Annotated in this window: 15 protein-coding genes, 1 pseudogene and 1 riboswitch; of the genes and pseudogenes, 6 read left to right on the top strand and 10 right to left on the bottom strand. The window is 63.6% G+C overall.

The window, feature by feature from the left end; all coding sequences use genetic code 11:
• Positions 1–8 precede the first annotated feature (8 nt).
• On the bottom strand, positions 9–908 hold the full coding sequence (locus tag QMC81_00225) for a mechanosensitive ion channel family protein (protein MDI6905897.1): 900 nt from the start codon (positions 906–908) through the stop codon (positions 9–11).
• A 96-nt stretch (positions 909–1,004) separates the two neighbouring features.
• Between QMC81_00225 and QMC81_00220 the strand changes: the two genes are divergently transcribed.
• On the top strand, positions 1,005–1,730 hold the full coding sequence (locus QMC81_00220) for a DUF4013 domain-containing protein (protein MDI6905896.1): 726 nt from the start codon (positions 1,005–1,007) through the stop codon (positions 1,728–1,730).
• Positions 1,731–2,054: 324 nt separating this feature from the next.
• Here the strand turns inward: QMC81_00220 and QMC81_00215 are convergent.
• The 3 genes and pseudogenes from QMC81_00215 to QMC81_00205 form a co-directional block, all read right to left on the bottom strand.
• Positions 2,055–2,762, bottom strand: a pseudogene (locus QMC81_00215) (amino acid ABC transporter ATP-binding protein).
• A 13-nt stretch (positions 2,763–2,775) separates the two neighbouring features.
• Positions 2,776–3,411, bottom strand: a complete 636-nt coding sequence (locus tag QMC81_00210) for an amino acid ABC transporter permease (GenBank protein MDI6905895.1) — start codon at positions 3,409–3,411, stop codon at positions 2,776–2,778.
• Between the two features lie 97 nt (positions 3,412–3,508).
• A complete protein-coding gene (locus QMC81_00205; GenBank protein MDI6905894.1) occupies positions 3,509–4,315 on the bottom strand; it encodes an ABC transporter substrate-binding protein in 807 nt (268 codons plus the stop codon).
• A gap of 149 nt (positions 4,316–4,464) precedes the next feature.
• A riboswitch (cyclic di-AMP (ydaO/yuaA leader) is annotated at positions 4,465–4,616 on the bottom strand.
• Positions 4,617–4,881: 265 nt separating this feature from the next.
• Here QMC81_00205 and QMC81_00200 point away from each other — a divergent pair.
• Together QMC81_00200 and QMC81_00195 are read left to right on the top strand one after the other, a co-directional pair.
• The gene (locus tag QMC81_00200; protein MDI6905893.1) at positions 4,882–6,102 is read left to right on the top strand and encodes an ATP-binding protein; all 1,221 of its coding nucleotides are present in this window, start codon (positions 4,882–4,884) and stop codon (positions 6,100–6,102) included.
• A gap of 49 nt (positions 6,103–6,151) precedes the next feature.
• Positions 6,152–6,346 (top strand): hypothetical protein, encoded by a 195-nt coding sequence (locus QMC81_00195; protein ID MDI6905892.1) that lies wholly within the window; start codon positions 6,152–6,154, stop codon positions 6,344–6,346.
• Between the two features lie 20 nt (positions 6,347–6,366).
• Here the strand turns inward: QMC81_00195 and QMC81_00190 are convergent, their stop codons facing one another.
• On the bottom strand, positions 6,367–9,138 hold the full coding sequence (locus QMC81_00190) for a cation-transporting P-type ATPase (protein MDI6905891.1): 2,772 nt from the start codon (positions 9,136–9,138) through the stop codon (positions 6,367–6,369).
• 174 nt (positions 9,139–9,312) lie between these two features.
• Between QMC81_00190 and QMC81_00185 the strand changes: the two genes are divergently transcribed.
• The 3 genes from QMC81_00185 (at position 9,313) to ppdK (ending at position 14,018) form a co-directional block, all read left to right on the top strand.
• Positions 9,313–10,041, top strand: coding sequence for a sigma-70 family RNA polymerase sigma factor (locus QMC81_00185; GenBank protein ID MDI6905890.1), 729 nt, complete (start codon positions 9,313–9,315; stop codon positions 10,039–10,041).
• The gene (locus QMC81_00180) at positions 10,016–11,137 is read left to right on the top strand and encodes an anti-sigma factor domain-containing protein (GenBank protein MDI6905889.1); all 1,122 of its coding nucleotides are present in this window, start codon (positions 10,016–10,018) and stop codon (positions 11,135–11,137) included. The genes QMC81_00185 and QMC81_00180 overlap by 26 nt, the downstream gene beginning before the upstream one ends.
• Before the next feature lie 211 nt (positions 11,138–11,348).
• On the top strand, positions 11,349–14,018 hold the full coding sequence (gene ppdK, locus QMC81_00175) for a pyruvate, phosphate dikinase (GenBank protein MDI6905888.1): 2,670 nt from the start codon (positions 11,349–11,351) through the stop codon (positions 14,016–14,018).
• 260 nt (positions 14,019–14,278) lie between these two features.
• Here ppdK and QMC81_00170 read toward each other — a convergent pair whose 3' ends face one another.
• The 5 genes from QMC81_00170 to QMC81_00150 all read right to left on the bottom strand — a co-directional run bounded on the left by QMC81_00170 (position 14,279) and on the right by QMC81_00150 (position 18,605).
• Entirely contained in the window at positions 14,279–15,358 is a 1,080-nt protein-coding gene (locus QMC81_00170) for an AIR synthase family protein (GenBank protein MDI6905887.1), read from the bottom strand.
• 4 nt (positions 15,359–15,362) lie between these two features.
• Complete coding sequence (locus QMC81_00165; GenBank protein ID MDI6905886.1) at positions 15,363–15,800, bottom strand: Rrf2 family transcriptional regulator; 438 nt, start codon at positions 15,798–15,800, stop codon at positions 15,363–15,365.
• A gap of 61 nt (positions 15,801–15,861) precedes the next feature.
• A complete protein-coding gene (fdhD, locus tag QMC81_00160) occupies positions 15,862–16,647 on the bottom strand; it encodes a formate dehydrogenase accessory sulfurtransferase FdhD (GenBank protein ID MDI6905885.1) in 786 nt (261 codons plus the stop codon).
• 15 nt (positions 16,648–16,662) lie between these two features.
• Positions 16,663–17,832 (bottom strand): SufD family Fe-S cluster assembly protein, encoded by a 1,170-nt coding sequence (locus QMC81_00155; GenBank protein ID MDI6905884.1) that lies wholly within the window; start codon positions 17,830–17,832, stop codon positions 16,663–16,665.
• A complete protein-coding gene (locus QMC81_00150) occupies positions 17,829–18,605 on the bottom strand; it encodes an ABC transporter ATP-binding protein (protein MDI6905883.1) in 777 nt (258 codons plus the stop codon). The genes QMC81_00155 and QMC81_00150 overlap by 4 nt, the downstream gene beginning before the upstream one ends.
• Positions 18,606–18,625 lie beyond the last annotated feature (20 nt).

Raw genomic sequence — 18,625 nt, 5'->3', positions numbered from 1 at the left:
ACTGCTTATCACCCATCCTCATTCTGCCTGCGCCCCGAGGGTTTTATGCAACGGTCCTCAAGCACCCGGCGAGGATAGGCGAGAGCGATCCCCCTTTCGCGGGCGCGCACCCAGATCTCTTCCCGGATCGCCCGCTGTACCGCCCAATAGGCTTCCGGGGTGGTCTTGGCGATTATCGTGAACTCACCGCCGCGCTCATCCCGGCTTATATCCGTCACCCCGTAGACCTGCGGCGGTTCAACGAATTCCCCGTTTTCGTCGCGCAGGAGACCGTCGGCATGGCGCTCGCGGATGACGGCGCAGACTTCGTCCAGAAGCTCGTGCACCCGCCGGGGATCCTCTTCAAAGGGGAAGGTCGCGGCGACGATGGCCCGCAGTTCCCGCCGGTTGTAGTTGCGCACCGTACGGATCTCCGAGTTGGCGATGTAGTACTTCTGACCGCCCCACTCCCTGATGGTCGTCATCCGTAGACCCACTTCCTCGACCGTGCCGGTCACGCCGTCGTTCAGTTGCACGTAATCACCGACGTGTAGCTGGTCTTCGAAGTTAATGAAAAAGCCGGTGACGACATCCTTAATGAGGCTCTGGGCCCCGAACCCCACCGCCAGGCCCAGGACCCCCGCGCCGGCGAGGATGGGGGCCAGGTCAAAGTCCGGCACGAAAACCTTGATCAAGAGCAGGGCGGCCACGGCATAGACCAGGTACCGGACCAGGGAGCTGACCAGGGTCACCAATGTCTCCCGTTTGCCGGGCTCCACCCGCGCCACGGCGAAGGCGCGCCTGATAATCCGGCCCCCAAGGTTCAGGAGCAGCCAGCCGCCGAAGAGGATCAGGAGGACCCGCGCCCCCCGGTCCAGGACCAGGGCGGGGCTCAGATTAGCCAGAAGAGTGGTAAGGTGGTTCAGCACTGTCTCGCCTCCGGTGAGGGAAGTTCACCCTATTTTAACAGAATCCGCCCTTTAAGGGCAAAAATTACCCTCCGGTAAGCGCCGGAAAGGTGAGATATGACCGGCCGATGGTACGTAACAATTACCAAGGCCAGGACCCTGGCGGCCATCGAAAGGAGGGAGAAGATGCTTGTTGAGAGGGCGTTCAAAATGCCCTTCGCGTTTCGGGGACTGGGACGGCTTGTACTGGGCGCCGTCCTGGGAGTCGTACCCGTTGTCAACCTTGTCAGCCTGGGCTACGCCGCCGAAGTCATGGAACGGGGGGTGAGGGGGCAGTCCGACCTGCCATCCTGGTCCGAGCCCGGCGCCAAGTTCGCCCGGGGACTGGGGTGGATGCTGGTTATCGTGGCCTACCTCGGGATTCCGGCGCTGGTCACGACCTTCGGCGGCCTCTGGGGAACCGTGGCCGCCACCACCTCCGCGTCCGGCCTGAACCCGTTCGCACTGGCCGGCCTGGGCGGGAACCTTCTCTGGGCGGTCGGGCTGGCCATGGCCCTGGGTTTTGTACTCCCCATGGCCCTGGCCCATTACGCTGCAACCGGGGACATCGCCGCCGCCTTTCGCCTGGGAACATTGATCCGCCACATCGTGCGCAACCCCGCCGGCTACCTTGGAGCGTACGTGTCCGCCATTTTTCTCTTTTTCGCTGTTTCCCTGCTCGCGCATTTGCCCACGGTCGGCCCGCCACTGGTGGTCCTCGGCGCCTTCTACAGCACCGTCATCCTGGCCGCCGTGTTCGGCGGGGTCTACCACCGGGCCCAGGTGGCCGCCAGACGCATTTAATCACCACAGATCGGGCCGGGCGCCCGGCCCCATTTCAATTGACAGGGGGTGAAGCCCGGGCGTCGCTTCAACATGTCTCCTGCCGGAGGTGGAGAGCCGTGAGAGCCCCCTCCACGAACCGCGCCGGCGGCGCGGGTGAATGAGTATAGCGGCCAAGGGAGCCCCCGGCGGGGGCTCCCGCCGTCTTTAACACAGTGTCCCGATCTACCCGGCGCTGGCCGTGGAGCCGATCCTCTCCGCCAGTGACGCGGCGCGCGGCGACGGAGCGCTCCACAACCGGCGCCCGGAACTCCGGTGGGCTTCCCTGGGCTCCCGCACGCGGCTGAGGAAGGACCGCGTGCGCTCGTGCTGCGGCGACTCGAAGACATGCTCGGGCCGCCCGACCTCGACGACCCGCCCTTCGTCCATGTAGACCACCCAGTCCCCGACTTCCCGGGCAAAGGCCATCTCATGGGTAACGACGATCATCGTCATGCCCTCGGCGGCCAGTTGCTTCATCACCGTCAACACCTCCCCCACCAGCTCGGGGTCCAGGGCGGAGGTCGGCTCGTCGAAGAGCATAACCTTGGGGCGCATAGCGAGGGCGCGGGCGATGGCCACCCGCTGTTTCTGCCCCCCCGAGAGCTGGGCGGGGTAGGCGCCGGCCTTGTCCGCCAGGCCCACTTTCTCCAGGAGGGCCATGGCCTCTTCGCGCGCCTGTCGCGGGTCGATGCGTTTAACCTGGACCGGGGCCTCCATCACGTTCCCCAGCACGGTAAAGTGAGGGAAAAGGTTAAAGAGCTGAAAGACCATTCCGACCTCGCGCCGGATAAGGTTCAGGTTGTCCTTTACCCGATCCACCTTTCTCCCTTCGATCCAGATCTCCCCGCTGTCGGCCTCCTCCAGGAAATTGAGGCACCGCAGGAGTGTGCTCTTGCCGGAACCGCTGGCGCCGATCAGCACCACCACTTCACTCCGCGCCACCTCCAGGTTGATATCATGCAAAACCCGCAGGGCACCGAAGTATTTGTTCAGGTTCTTGACTCTAATCAAAGGACGAGCCTCCTTATGCCTTATCCACCTGCAGCCGCCGCTCCAGGGCGTTGACCATCAGGGTGAAGATAATGACCAGCGCCAGGTAGTACAGGCCTCCCATGACATAGAACTCCATCGACCGGAAGGTTGAGGCCGCAAACCGCTGGGCGATGTGAAACAGCTCATCCATGGCGATGAAAGAAGCCAGGGATGAATCCTTGAGCCCGATAATGAACTGGTTCCCCAGGGGCGGAACGACGCGCCTGAAGGCCTGGGGCAGGATAATGCGCCGCATGGCGAGCGCGTAACTCATGCCCAGGGAACGGGCGGCCTCCATCTGGCCGCGGTTGATGGACTGGATGCCGGCGCGGAAGATCTCCGCGATGTATGCGCCGCTGTGTACGGCGAGCGCGATGGATGCCGACCAGAACTGCCCGAAGTCGACAATCTCAACCAGGCCGTAATAGACGAAGAAAATCTGGACAATCAGTGGGGTCCCCCTGATGATGCCGATATAAAAGTCGGCAAAGAGGTTTAAGACCCGTCGTTTGGAAATCTTAAGCATAGCGAAAAAGAGGCCGATGGCCACACCAATGGCCATTGAGGCCGCGGTCAAGGCCAGGGTGACCTGTAAGGCCTGCAGGAAATATGGTGCGTATTTGATCAGGTCTTCAAGGAACTGCAAATATCCATCTCCCTTCCGCCCCGGCTGGGGGCCGGCCCCCGGGGCCGGCCCTGCACCGGCGGATACAGTGGTGTTTTCTTTACTTACTGATGTCTTGCCCGAAGTACTTGTTACTGATCTTCAGGTAGGTCCCGTCGTCCTTGATGGCCTTCAAGGCGGCGTTCACCTTTTCCCGCAGGGCATCGTCGCCCTTACGGAAGGCGATACCGACTTCCTCGACGAACAGGAGATCCCCCACCATTTCGATGTTCTTCAGGCCGGTCTCGTCAATAGCCAGTTTGCCTACGAAGCGGTCGGTGATGACCGCATCCACACGCCCGGCGTTGAGGTCACGCAGCGCTGTCTCGTCGCTCTGGTAGTTGACGATGTTCTTGGAGTATTTCCGGGCCTCCTTATCGTAGGTGCTGTTGGTGAGCACACCGATTTTCGTATCCTGCTTCAAGTCGGCCGCGCTCTTGATCCCCGTTTCCTCCTTGCGGACGAAAAGCTGGGCCCCCGAAACGTAGTAGGGGTCCGAAAAGTCCACCTGCTGCTTGCGCTCCTCGGTGATCGTCATGCTGCCGAGGATCGCGTCGTAGCGTTTCGCCTGCAGGCCGTTGATCAGGCTGTCCCAGGGCGCCGTCACCGGTTTGGGCTCCATTCCCATCTTTTCGCAAAGGGCCCTGCCGATCTCCACATCGAAGCCGGTCAGGTTGTTTTTCTCGTCGTAGAAGTTAAAGGGCCGGTACTGCCCGGAGCAGGCCCAGTTGAAGGCCTCCTTGGCCGGTTCACCCGCCGCCGGAGTGTCTTCCTCTTTTACGGAACCGGTTAGGGAACCGGTGCAACCCGCCACGATAAGCGTTATGGAAGCCAACACCATAAGGACCACTAGCATCTTTCTGGCCACCTGGATACCTCCTTTTCCCATTCGGCACTGATCGTCCGCGACGGCCTTTGCTTCCACCTCCCCCGGCCGCAGCGAAGCACAAAGCCCCAAGGGAAATTCCCCTGGGGCAAACAGCCAAAACAAAAGACCACGGCCGGCAGACGGCCGCCGACTCCTCTTTCGACGCTTGCGAAGTTAGCTGACGGGTTCGGGTCGAAGAGTAACCCTACCCAGGCGGGCCCTGACCCGCCCGGCGATTCACCCCAAAGGGAACCGGTTCCTCCGCTCCCCGGTCGCACCGGGGATTCAGCGCTGGGGGTATGAAGTTGTGTAGGTACTATAAACAATCGCCGCTCTCTCTGTCAACCTCGCTCTGGCCTCCTATGTCTTGATCCGCCGGAGCATACCCGCGTGGCGGGCGATATGCTGCCATCCCCGCCCTTTTAAAGATGGACGTCAAACCCGGGTTTAAGGTTTTCGACAGCGATGGATGTCGTTTGGTGGGGGAATAAGGCGATCGATACAGCCTTTTGTATCCTTCCTTTCGTAAATAGAATAAAGAAGATGGGTTTTGCGGGGGTGTCACTTTGCCTTCCAACACGGGGATTGCTAAACAAATAATGATCGTCTGGCGCGACGCGATACCCGCGTTTGAACCGGCGCTTCACGAGGCGGGGGAAATGACTGCAGGATCTGATACCAGCGCACTGGAACCCATGCTGACCTCTGCCAACCTCAAGCGCCTGCTGGACACCATGGGCCAGGCGGTTTTCGCGGTGGATCGCAACGGGGGCCTTTTCGTGTGGAATTTCGCCGCGGAGAAGCTGTTCGGCCAACCGCGCTCGTCCGTTCTCCACCGGGATATCCGCCAGGTCCTTACCCCCGGCGACTTCCTGCACACCCTCCTGCAGTCGCTGGATCACGGTGTCGAATTTTCTGGGGTGGAGGTTAAGGCCCTCTGCCGGGGCAAGCCGGTCACTTTGCTGGTGGATATCCGCGTCCTGCGGAACCAGAACCACCAGCCCATCGGGAGGCTCTGCGTCCTCACCGACCTCACCGAAATGCGCGATCAGGAACGCCGCCTGCGGCACTACGAACGGCTGGGCGTAACGAGCAAAATCATTGCCGGCTTCGCCCACGAGGTCCGTAATCCGATAGCGGCTATCCGCGGCTTCGTTCAACTCCTCCTGGAGGGCCGGGCCACGCAGGACCCCTCCACTTACCTGAACCTGATCCTCGAAGAGGTAGACCGGGTCAACGACCTGATTCGCGGCTTCATCAGCCTGAGCAGGAACGACGGCGCAGGGATGACGGCGGTCGACCCCGACGGCCTGGTGGAGGACGTCGTTGCCCTGATGCAAGGCTACACCTTTCTTAACGGCATTGACCTGCAGACCGACCTCCAGGCGACGGGGACCGCCATCCAGGGCGACCCGGATCAACTCAAACAGGTGCTTGTAAACCTGATCAAGAACGCGATTGACGCGACCCCGCCCGGGGGGACGGTGGTTATCGCCACCCGCCGGGATGACCGGACCCTGTACATCGAAGTACGGGATAACGGCCACGGTATCAAGCCCGCCGTGATGCCCAAGATCTTCGACCTGTACTTTACGACCCACGGCGGAACGGGCCTCGGTCTTCCTATTTCGCGCAGCATTGTCCACCAGCATGGGGGAAACCTCACCGTTGAAAGCAGGGATGGCATCGGAACGACGGTCAGGCTGACCTTGCCCCTACCCGCCCCTGAGGATGTTCCCACCCCCGGCCGGCGGCCGGATAGCGACTCCGCACCCGGGCCAAACTAAGGCCGAAATCGCGCGATCAAGGAGAAAGGGAGGGAGCGCTTTGGCGGCGGTGGACAACGAAGATACCGGGGATGCCGGAGATGCCGGGAGCATCGTGCAGCCCTACTCGGCAGAGGACAGCTTCGACGCCGGCACGGTCAGTGCCGTGGTGCCTTTCCACGACCCGGAGCGGCCGGTCTATCTGCTCGGCCCGGGCATCCGGGCGGGCCGGCGCGGGTCCCGGTTCCACATCCGCTCCGGCTGAAACAGCTTAAGGCAAAGGCGTCAGACTTTCCTTTTTCCCGTCACAACAGTCCAGTCTTCGCGGCCCCGCGGCGCGTCTTCGGCGCCCGGGGCCCGTCCTTTCCGACGCACCGCCTGTCGCCGGCCCAGGATCACCCGCTTCAGCGCCCAGACCGCAGCCACGGGGCCGATGACACCCCCTGCCACCACCAGCCATTCTCCTCCTGTGAGAGGTACCGTATCCAGAACAAGGTTCAAGCCCGGCAGGTACACCGCGAGGATCTGCAACCCCAGGGTCATGCCCAGAGCGCCGAGCATAAAGGGGTTGGCCAGGAGGGAACCTTCCACCCCAAAACGGTCGTGCCGCCGTACGTTGAAGACGTGCGCGACCTGTACCAGGGCGATGGTAACAAACGCCACCGTTCTCGCCGTGGCGATATCCCCGCCGGAGGCGAGGACATAGTAGTAGGCTCCAAGGGTGCCGATGGCGAGGAACAGCCCCTGGGCGGAGATGAGGCCGAAGAAAGGGGTGTCTACAAGCTCGGCACGGGGACTGCGGGGCGGCCGCCGCATGACACCCGGCTCAGCCGGTTCCCAGCCCAGGGCGAGAGCCGGGAAGACATCGGTGAGCATGTTAAGCCAGAGGATCTGGAGCACAACAAGGGGTATCGGCAGCCCGGCGACGATGGCGATAAAGATTACGAGGATCTCGGAAAGGTTGCAGGAGAAAAGATAATGGATGAACTTCTGGATGTTGTCGAAAATCACACGCCCCTGCTTTACGGCGCGGATAATCGTGGCGAAGTTGTCGTCGGCCAGGACCATGTCCGCCGCCTCCCTGGCCACCGCCGTCCCCTGGATACCCATCGCCACCCCTATATCGGCCCGCCGCAAGGCCGGGGCGTCATTGACCCCGTCCCCGGTCATGGCCACCACTTCCCCCCGATCTTGCAGCGCCCGGACCAGGGCCAGCTTGTGCTCCGGGGAAACGCGGGCAAAAACCGCCGTCTGCGCAACCAGTGAACGCAATTCGTCAGGTGTGGCCCGCCCCAGGTCGCGCCCGTGCACCACCGCCTGGTCGTCCCCGCCCAGGCCGATGCGGCGGGCAATGGCCTTCGCCGTGGCCGGCTGGTCGCCGGTGATCATTATCGTCCGTACTCCCGCCCGGCGCGCCTCGGCGATTGCCGCGGGCACCTCCTTCCGCGGGGGGTCCGCCAGGCCGACCAGGCCGAGCAAGACCAGGCCATGGTACGGTGTCTCCTCCGAAGTAGTTGCCCCCGGCCGGTAGGCCAGGGCCAGAACCCGCAGGCCCTCGGAGGCCAGCGCGTCGTTGGCCGCCTGAACCCGCGCGCGTGCATCCTCCCCCAGCGGATCGTCCCGGCCGTCCACGCGCAGATGCGTCGCCACCTCCAGAATCGCCGCCGGGGCACCTTTGGCGAAGACCGCCGTCGACCCGTCCGGGAGGTCATAGTACACCGCCATCCGCTTTTCCTCGGATGAGAACGGGATCTCCCGCCGGCGAACGAACCCCAGGTCCTCGGCCTCCTCCCGGCTGAAGCCGGCCTTTCTCGCCGCCACCACCAGGGCCCCCTCGGTGGGGTCGCCGATCACCTTCCACTCCCCGGTCCGCTCGTCGCGCCCTATCGCCGCCCGGTTGGCCAGCGCCCCCGCCTGCAACAGGAGGGAGAGGTCGCCCTGGGGAGCAACGGTGACTTCGTCCTGCCGGAACTCCCCCTCCGGCACGTAGCCGAGGCCCGTGACCACCGTCTCCCGTCCCCCCTGCCAGATCCGTTCCACGGTCATCTGGTTTTCGGTCAGGGTGCCGGTCTTGTCGGTGCAGATCACGGTCGTCGACCCCAGGGTTTCGACCGCCGGCAGGCGCCGGATGATGGCCTGCTGGCGCGCCATGCGCCGCATGCCGATGGCCAGGGTGATGGTCGCCACGGCCGGCAGGCCTTCGGGCACGGCGGCGACGGCGAGGGCGATGGCCGTGGTCAACATGAGGGCCGGCGGTTTTCCGGTGAGGACCCCGACCACCCCGACCACCAGGGCGATCCCCAGGCTGGCCAGGGCCAGGGTACGGCCCAAACGGCCCATCCGTTTCTCAAGGGGGGTGTGCTCATCTTCCGTCTCCTCCAGCAGAGCGGAGATGCGGCCGATCTCCGTCCGTTCCCCGGTCGCGACGACCACCGCCCGCCCTGTTCCCCGGGCGACGCTGGTTCCGGAGAACACCATGTTTATCCGGTCCCCCGGGGGTGCCCCAGGCTCATCCAGGGGAGCGGTATCCTTTTCCACCGGCTCCGATTCCCCGGTCAACGAAGCCTCGACGGTGGCCAGGTTCTCGGCGCTCACCAGGCGGGCGTCGGCCGGAACGCGGTCCCCCTCCTCAAAGACGATCAGGTCGCCGGGCACCAGCATCGCGGCGTCCACCTCGTGCAGCCGGCCGTCGCGGATGACCCTCGCCCGCACGGTGACCATCCGCCGCAGGACGTCCATCGCCTTGGCCGCCCGGAACTCCATAATGAAGCCTGTTACAGCGTTCAGCAGGATGACCACGGCAATCGCCCCGGCCTCCAGCAGATCACCCAGAGCCGCCGAAACGGCCGCGGCGGCAATCAAGAGCAGGACGATGACGCTCTTAAACTGGGCCAGAAAGATGACCCACGCCGAGGGCCCCTTTCTCTCCGGTAAACGGTTGGGGCCGTATTGGGCCAGGCGCGCCTGAACCTGGGTCTGCGTCAGCCCCTCCGCCAGGTCGGTCCCCAGGTGCGCGCCCACCCGGGCCGCCGTCTCCCTGTGCCAGTCGTTGTTCAAGGTCTTCACCATCCTGCTCCTAGCCTGTTAATGTTGACCCTCAGGTTATACGAATTTTGCCTACCCACCTAAAGCCCGCTTTCCTTTGCGAAGCCATAAAAAAGGAAGTTACGAGCCCCCGGCGAAGAGGAAGGAAGACCACCGTGAATCAAACACTAAAAGGAGTATACCCAGGTGCCTCAGACCGGGGTCGGACTGAACGAACTGCTCTTACAGGCCCGCGCGGGCAATGCCGAAGCACGCGAAACCATTCTCGGCCGGCTCAAGCCTTTTGCCGCCCAGGTCGCCGCCCGTGTCACGGGACGGCATCTGGCCTGGGAGAACGATGACGAACTCGGGGTGGCCCTTTGCGCCCTCAACGAGGCCATCGACGCCTACGACCCCGCGGCAGGGGCCGGGTTCCAGTCTTTTGCCGCGCAGGTCATTCGCCGGCGCCTGATCGACCACCACCGGCGGGAGATGCGTCACCGCCAGGGTATGGTCAGCCTGGAGGAACTCAGCGTAGATCCCGCCGAACCGGTGCCCGCCGAACCCGGCGACCTGCCCCTGGCCGTCGAGGCCCTGCGGCGGCAGTTGGGGCTTTACGGTCTGGACTTTGCCGACCTGGTGGCCGCCTCGCCCAAACACCGCGATACCCGCGAGGCGTTGATCCGCGCCGCCCGCAGCGTGGCGGGCGACCCGGACCTGCGACAGGTCCTGGAGACGCAACGGCGGCTGCCCCTGCGGGAGTTGGCTGCGAAAACCGGGCTGAGCCGGCGGGTGCTCGAGCGCGGCCGGCGGTATATCGTCGCCTTGGCGCTCGTCCTATCCCGGCCGGAGCTTTACCCCCTGCGTACCTTCGCCGGGTTGAACCGGGATCCGTCGGGCGGAAAGGAAGGTGAAACGACCGATGGTCGACCGTAAGGCGGTGGTCATGGAAGTAAAGGGACGATCAATGATCGTCATGACCGGCGAGGGAGACTTCGTCCGGCTGCCTCGTACCGGCGCGGCCCAACCGGGCGCGGTCGTTTCCCTCCCGTCGCGGCGCCGCCGGCCCTGGCCGGCGGCTCTAGCCGCGGTCGCCGCCCTTTTGTTATGCCTTTCCGCCGTCCTCTACGGCCCGGCGGTCATCCAGCCGGCCGCCGCCCACGTCGACCTGGAACTCGGCGGCAGCCTCAGCCTCACCCTGGACCGCGACGGACACCTGCGCCGGGTTGAGGCCCTGGATGAGGCCGGGAGGGCCATTCTGAGGGCCAGCAACGTGGGTTCCCGCCCAAGCCTGGAGCAGGCCCTGGCGCGCCTCGTCGAAGGCGCGGTGACGGCCGATACCCTGAAACCCGGCGATCCCGCCCTTGTGATGGCGACCCTGGTACCGGCGGCCGGCGATGACCCGCCGGTGGATGTCACGGACATCCGGGCATGGATTACGGCGTCCCTTGCCGGCCGGGGCCTCGACGGCCGGGTCCTGGTGCTGCCCGCCACGCCCGATCAGTACCGGGAGGCCCACCGCCAGGGCCTGTCCACGGGCCGCTGGCTGGTGGCCCAGCACGGGCGCAAGCAGGGGACCACCCTCTCCAAGGACGACCTGGAAAAGGCCAGCCTGCCCGCGATCCTCGACCGGCACCGGCTGAAGGCCGAAGACCTGTTCCCGGGCGCCTGTTCAGCGGTCCAAGGCGACAAACCCGCTGTTCCGCCCGGCAGGGACGGGAAGGATGCCGCCCCGGGGGGACCGGCCGGCAAAGAGGCCGGCAAACCTGATGGGCCGCAGGGCAATCACCCCCGTTCAGGCGATGCTCCCCCGAAGGCAAACGGTAAAACCACCGATGACACGCCCGGAACGGACAAGGGCCGCGAGGACCGTGGCCGGGCTGCTCCCGACGGCGCCCCGCCTGGACAGGCGGGCAAGGAAAGCGGTTTGGCGCCGTCACCGCCCGCACCGGCCCGGGACGGCACCCAGGGAGACAATACCGGCCACGGAGCGAAAGACCCTGCGAAAAATGGCAAAGGCCCGCGTAATTAACATTATACGCCAATCCCCGGACAATCTGTAGCGCCCCCAAAACAGTATGACAAAATCTCAAATAGTGTGGCCCAATGCAGCAGGAGTTCCCCTATGTGATGAAGAATTCCTTACCCCATCCACCCCAAAGCAGGCATCAGGGCCCGGCCCGGTGCGTACCGTGAACATAAGAAACTGATCAGGGGTATATCCAAGGAAGGGGAGAGGAGCCATAACCACCAAATACGTCTACCTGTTCGCGGAGGGCAACGCCAAGATGAAGGACCTCCTGGGGGGGAAAGGGGCGAACCTGGCCGAGATGACCAACATCGGCCTCCCGGTGCCGCCCGGCTTCATCATCACCACCCAGGCCTGCAAGGATTTCTACGCCCAGGGCCGGCGCTTCCCGGAAGGCATGGAGGAACAGGTGCGGGAAAAGGTCACCGCCCTGGAGGCCGCCCTCGGCAAGCGTTTCGGCGACCCGGAGAACCCCCTGCTGGTCTCCGTCCGCTCCGGCGCCCCGGTTTCCATGCCGGGCATGATGGACACCGTCCTGAACCTGGGCCTCAACGACCGGACGGTAGAGACCCTGGCGCGCAACACCGGCGACGAGCGGTTCGCCATGGACTGCTACCGCCGCTTTATCCACATGTTCGGCGATGTCGTCATGGGGGTCGAGCACTACCAGTTCGAGAGCATTCTACAGGCCCAGAAAGACCGCGCCGGCGTCCGCTACGACCACGAGTTGTCGGCCGCCGACTGGCGCGAGGTCATCGCCCGCTACAAGAAGCTTATCCAGGACACGACCGGGCGTTCCTTCCCCCAGGACCCGATGGAACAGCTCTTCATGGCCATCTATGCCGTCTTCAACTCCTGGAACAACCAGCGCGCCATAGTCTACCGCAAGACATACAGGATTCCCGAGAGCTGGGGCACTGCCGTAAATGTTCAAGTGATGGTCTTCGGCAACATGGGGAACGATTCCGGGTCGGGGGTGGCCTTTACCCGCAACCCGTCAACCGGCGAAAAGCGCCTCTACGGCGAGTTCCTGACCAACGCCCAGGGCGAGGACGTGGTCGCCGGCATCCGCACGCCGCAGTCGATCGATGATCTGGCGCGGGAAATGCCGGAGGTCTATGCCCAGTTCGCCGCCGTCTGCGACCTGCTGGACCGGCACTACCGGGACATGCAGGACGTCGAGTTCACCGTGGAGCGCGGCAAGCTCTACATCCTGCAAACGCGCAACGGCAAGCGCACCGCCCAGGCCGCCATCCGCATCGCCGTGGAGATGGTCGGTGAGGGCCTGATTTCCCGGGAGGAGGCCGTTCTGCGGGTCGAACCCGAGCAACTGGACCAGCTCCTGCACCGCCGTATCGACCCCAACGCCAAGCTCGACGTTATCGCCACCGGCCTGCCGGCTTCTCCGGGCTCCGCGTCGGGCACGGTCGTCTTCGACGCCGACCAGGCCGAGAAGCTCGGACGCGAGGGGCGGAAGGTCATCCTGGTGCGCACCGAGACCACGCCCGACGACATCCACGGGATCGTGGCCGCCCAGGGCGTCCTCACCTCCCGCGGCGGGATGACCAGCCATGCCGCGGTCGTCGCCCGCGGCATGGGTAAGCCCTGCGTGTGCGGCTGCGAGGCCGTGCGCATCAGCGCCGAGGCCTGTGAATTCCAGGTCGGAAACCTGACCGTCCGGGAGGGGGACGTCATCTCCATCGACGGCGGCACCGGCCGGGTTATCCTGGGCGAGGTGCCGATGATCGACCCCGAACTCTCACCGGCCTTTAGGCAACTCCTGGAATGGGCCGACGAGATCCGCACGCTCGGGGTGCGGGCGAACGCCGATACCCCCGCCGACGCCGCCAAGGCCAGGGAGTTCGGCGCCGAGGGCATCGGCCTCTGCCGCACCGAGCACATGTTCATGGCCCCCGACCGCCTGCCGATCGTCCAGGCCATGATCCTCGCCGAGGACCCAGAGGAGAAACAGCGCTCCCTCGACCGGCTTCTGCCGGTGCAGGAGGATGACTTTTACGGCATCCTGAAGGCCATGGCCGGGCTGCCGGTCTGCATCCGGCTGCTTGACCCGCCCCTGCACGAGTTCCTCCCCAACGCCGAAGACCTGGCGGTTGAGATCACACGCCTCAGGCTGACCGGAAAGGCGGAGGAGATCCCGGCCAAAGAGGAACTCCTGCGGAAGGTGCGCGCTCTGGCGGAGTTCAACCCCATGCTGGGCCATCGCGGCTGCCGCCTGGGAATCACTTTCCCCGCGGTTTACGCCATGCAGGCGCGGGCCATCTTCCAGGCCACGGCGCGCCTCGTCCGGGAGGGCGTGGACGTCACCCCGGAGGTGGAAATCCCGCTCGTTCTGGGGCGGCGGGAACTGGCCTTCCTGAAGAACCTGGTCGACGACGTGGCCGCCGCCGTCAAGCAGGAAACGGGCGTGGAGTTTCATTATACCGTCGGGACAATGATCGAACTCCCGCGAGCCGCCCTGCTGGCCGACGAGATCGCCCGGGAGGCATCCTTCTTCTCCTTCGGCACCAACGACCTGACCCAAACGACCCTGGGCTTTTCCCGCGACGACGCCGAGGGCAAGTTCCTGCCGCATTACCTTGATAAGAAAATCCTTTCCGACAACCCCTTCGCCGTCCTCGATCAGAAGGGTGTCGGCAAACTGATGCGCATGGGCGTCGAACTCGGGCGCAGCACCAAGCCCGACATCCTGATCGGCATCTGCGGCGAGCACGGAGGCGAACCGCGCTCGATCGACTTCTGCCACCGGATCGGCCTGAACTACGTCAGCTGCTCACCCTATCGCGTCCCCATCGCCCGGCTGGCCGCCGCCCAGGCGCAGGTGCGGAACGCCGGCCGTGTCGCCCAGGACTGGGGCACCAAGTAGGCGCCGGTTACCGTTCAGTGTAGCGGCTACCAAGCTCGTCAGCGCTTGGCCCCACCAATCAGCAAAGCCAAGGATTCTGTTTTCCTGTAACAAACGGGAGTCCCGAAGGACTCCCGTTTTACCGTTATTGTACCGATCAAAACCAACTCGACGTCGGTCGCTTGAGTTGAGTAGTAAGGCAATACGGGCATACCTGCATAAGGTCATTGCCAAGAAGAGAGATTACTTCGCCGCAGTGGAGGCAGAGAACAATCCAACCGTCATCCCCGGCATTCCGTCACCACCCTCCCCTGTTCTCCCAAGGCCTTATCGAACGCCTGCCAAAACGGGTCGACCACGGGGTGTTCCAGTTCTCTCACCCTTGTCCCGTCAATGACGGCCATCCCTTTCTCCGGCTCGGTCAACTCGCCCACTACGGAGGATGTGATCCCCTTACGAGAGAGGGCCTCGACGATGGCCCGGGCCGCATACTCCCGGCAGGCGATGATCAACGTGCCCTCGCTGATGGCTATATAGGGATCAATCCCAAAGAAACGGCAAATCTCAATCGCCGCCGGCTCAATTACGATGCGCTCTTTGTCTACCCGTAGTCCCAAGCCCGCGGCCTGGGCCAATTCGTACAGCCCGCCAAGCACCCCGCATTCAGTTGCGTCGTGCATGGCGCTGACCCCGTCGTCGCGCAGCCCAACCCCCACCGCGGTAAAGGCATCCTCGACAACGGACATTTTGAAGAAGAGATCTGAAGCCATATTTCTGAAGCCGTGGCTGTATTTTCGCTCCAGAATATCCGGGAAAACCGTGGCCAGGATACCCGCCGCCTCAATGGCCGGCCCCTTGGTGACGATCACCATATCGCCCGGCCTCGCCAGCCGCGGGGTAACGTATTCGTCCTTACCACCGATGCCGATTACAGTCGCCCCGCCGACCATCGGGTAATGGCATCCCTCATAGCGCCCCGTATGGCCGCAAATGATGGAGACGCCGTACTTTACGCATTCACAGTGGATAGTATCCCAGAGGACCGCCAAATCGTCTTCGCCCATTTCCATCGGCAGATTGAGATCAATAGACAAGAACCTTGGGCGTAGTCCACAGGTTACGGCATCGGAGAGGAGAATGTGCACGGCGAACCAGGCGGCCTTTTCCCAGCCGAACGCCGGCACCACAAAGACGGGGTCGGAAGTGAAGGAGACCGCCCGATCTCCAATCTCCACGATTCCCACGTCAACGCCGCTCTGAGGTCCCACAAGCACGTCTCCGGCCGGGGCCCCCAAACGCGGGTAGATCAGGTCTCTAAAGACATCCGGCGAGATCTTGCCAATGGTGGGCAAACCAGGCATCACTCTACCCCGCCCTTTCCGGTTGCTGGTTCCTGCGCAACTCACGTTCCAGGAGGTCCTGCAGCGTCTTTGACGCCAGCACACCCTTGATCGCGGCATTGATCTCCCGCCAGAGTTCACGGGTGACACAGTCTTCTGTCCGGCTGCAGACCATGCTATCGGTAAGACAGTCGGTCAAGCTGACGGCCCCTCCCAGGGCTTCGAACACAGCGCTGACCTTAATCTCGGACGGGTCCTTTCCCAGGGTAAACCCCCCGCGAGCGCCGCGCATGCTACGTACGATACCCGCCCCCTTTAAGGGGAGGATAAGCTGTTCAAGATACTGTTCCGAAATCCCTTGCCGCTTCGCCACATCACGCAGGCGAACCGGCTCCTGCGTGCCATGGCACGCGATGTCCAGCAGCGCGCGCATCCCGTAACGCACCCTTGTGTTAAGCTTCATCGCTCACCATCCCGCTTGTCGTTTTCAAATTACCACCAAAACCGGTCATGCTCGCTTTTGGTCATGCGGTTACGCGCCAGGCATGAGAGTAGACATTCATTCTCTTCCCCCTCACGAACCCGGCAAGCGTAACCCCAAGATCACAGGCCGTCTTGACAGCCAGCGTGGTCGGCGCTGACCGGGAGACTATAATGGGCACTCCCATCCGGGCTGCCTTAATTACCAGGTCGGAAGAGATTCTGCCGCTCGTCAGTAGCAGCTTATCGGATGTACATATGTCCCCTAAAACACAGGCCCCGAAGACCTTGTCAACAGCGCTGTGCCGGCTTATGTCTTCCATGAAAACAAGAGGTTCGTTGCCGTCCGACAGGGCCGCGCTATGCACGCCGCCCGTCTCGCGATAAATGTCAGAAAGCTGATGAAACGCCCGCACAGCCAGCAGGACTTGTTCAAACGATACACGAATATTGCTTTCCACGCCCTTGGGCAGGTCGATGCCGCGGCAGACAAGGGCCGTTCCTTTCCCGCAGCCGGAAACAACCTGTGTTTTCCCGCCGGAGGGGTCCACCGTAAATGACACGTCGGCCACCAGCTTGATACGTATGGGTATCTGCCCTTCACCAACGGTAATCTCTCGGATCATTTCTTTACCGCTGACCATCCCCTCGGACAACAGATAGCCTGCCCCCAGGCACCGGAGATACGAAGGGCTGCAGGCCATTGTGGCTATTTCCTGCCCGTTGAGGACGATCGTAGCCGCTGACTCCACCGCCAAAGCATCGATAAACTCGTGTCTTTCTCCCCCATCCAGCCTTTGGATGCGGAGGCTTTCGACGCCTTCCACCATGCCCTCGTCACCCCGCTACACGATGCTCTCCCGGCCGGCCGCGATGGCCCGGTCGATCTCGTCCTGTAACTCCCGCGGCAGTCCCTCGATCCGTACGTTCAAGAAACCGCGGACGATCGTCGCCGTGGCCTCTTCTTCGTTCAGCCCGCGGGCCGTCAGGTATTCGATCTCCTCCGGCGCGATCTTCCCGACCGCCGCCTCGTGGGACATTTCGGCCCCCGCCACCCTGGCCTCCAACTCCGGGATGGCGTGAATGAGGCCCCGCTCGGCAAGGATCAGGCCGCGACATTCCAGGTGGGCCTTCACCCCTGCCACCTCGCCGACCAGGCGCCCGCGGCTGATGACGTCCCCCCCGGTCGTGATGGCCCGCGCGATTGACTCCGCCCGCGTGTCCGGGGCGCGTAGCACGACGCCCGCGCCGACGTCCATCAAGCTCCCGGGCGGCGCCGCCAGGATCGAGTGGAAGCGGGCGGTGGCCCCCGGCCCGTCCAGATAGGCCATGGGGTACATCTGCAAGGTGTCCACCGCCTGCAGGCAGACGTAGTTGGACAAGAAGACCCCGCCGGCCTCCACCAGGGCGGCGCTCCGTGGCCGTACCTGCATCTTCTCTCCCCAGTTGTGGATCATGGTAAAGGTCAGCTTGGCGCCCCTCTTGACATAGAACTCCGAGATGCCGATGTGCATCCCCGTCCGCACGTCGTGGGCACTGGCGCAACCCGAAACCAGGTTCAGTTCGGCGCCCTCCTCCACAACCACGATATTATGGACGGCCTGCGTAATCCCGTCCGCGGCGATGTACAGGCAGGCCTGAAGGGGGCAGGTCACTTTCATACCGGGCAGGGCACGGATGAAGTAGCCGTGCCGGGCATAGTCGCGGGCATAGGCGTTATACTCATCCCTGTCGGCCTGAACCAGCCGCCACCGGTATTCCACCAGCCAGGGGTAACGCTCGGCCGCCTCCGTCGTGCTCATAACATCCAGCCCGTCCTGCTTGACGTGACAGTGGACGACCGAATGGTCCATCTGGATATACGTGCCGATACGTCCCTCTTCGGTTACGTCCACCCCGGTGCTTAGCATCCGCCGGGAATCTTCTGGGCGTAAAACGCGCGGGTCGTCCAAGTAGACCCGCCGCGGCGCCTCGCTCTTGAAGGCATGCGGGCTGATACGCTCGTCTTTCCTCATGGTCTCTCCCCGTCCCTCTGCATAAAAGTGGGCGTGTCAGAGCGAATACAGGCGCCGTACCCCCCTCGCCGGATGCAGTTAAGTAATTCGAGCGGGTTTCCGCTGCACCCCAGCCGGCCTTCAAACATCACATGCCCGATATCGGCATTCACATACTGCAGGATGTGCCCGGTATGGGTGATGAGAAGGCCCGATTTGTTATGCCGCCGGCCGCCCTTGCCGCACTCTCCGGGTATTTTACGATCCAGCAGGCGGTTGATTGTCGTACCGATAAGGTTGATATTCTCCAGGTCCACTCCCGACTCCGGTTCGTCCAGGAGGACCAGATCCGGGTCTTGAGCGATCAGTTGCAGAAGTTCTGAGCGCTTCATCTCCCCACCGGAAAACCCGTGGTTGACCTCGCGCTCCATAAAGGCCCTAAAATTCAACTCCGTGGGCAGGTCACGCAATACCTCGCGGCCCCGCGCACAGATCCGGACCATATCGCGCATTGACAGGCCCCGGATCGTCGGCGGCCGCTGGAGGGACAGCCCGATTCCCCGCAGTGCCCTTTCGTGCACCGGCAGGCGCGTAACGTCCTCGCCCTTGAAAAGAATCCGCCCGTCCAGAACCTTGTAGCGCGGAAAGCCCATCAGGGTCCCAAGGAGCGTTGACTTGCCGGAACCGTTGGGCCCAAAGAGGACGTGTGTTTCCCCCATCCGGACCTCCAGGTTGACATCCCGGAGGATGATGCGTTCGCCTACCGCCACAGTCAAACCCTCAACCTTTAACATCAACAGACCTCCCATTATTT

The sequence above is a fragment of the Thermoanaerobacterales bacterium genome, from assembly GCA_030019475.1.
Classification (GTDB): Bacteria; Bacillota; Desulfotomaculia; order Desulfotomaculales; family JASEER01; genus JASEER01.
Note: the sequence above shows the minus strand (reverse complement) of the source record. Positions and strands in the feature narration are given on the sequence as shown.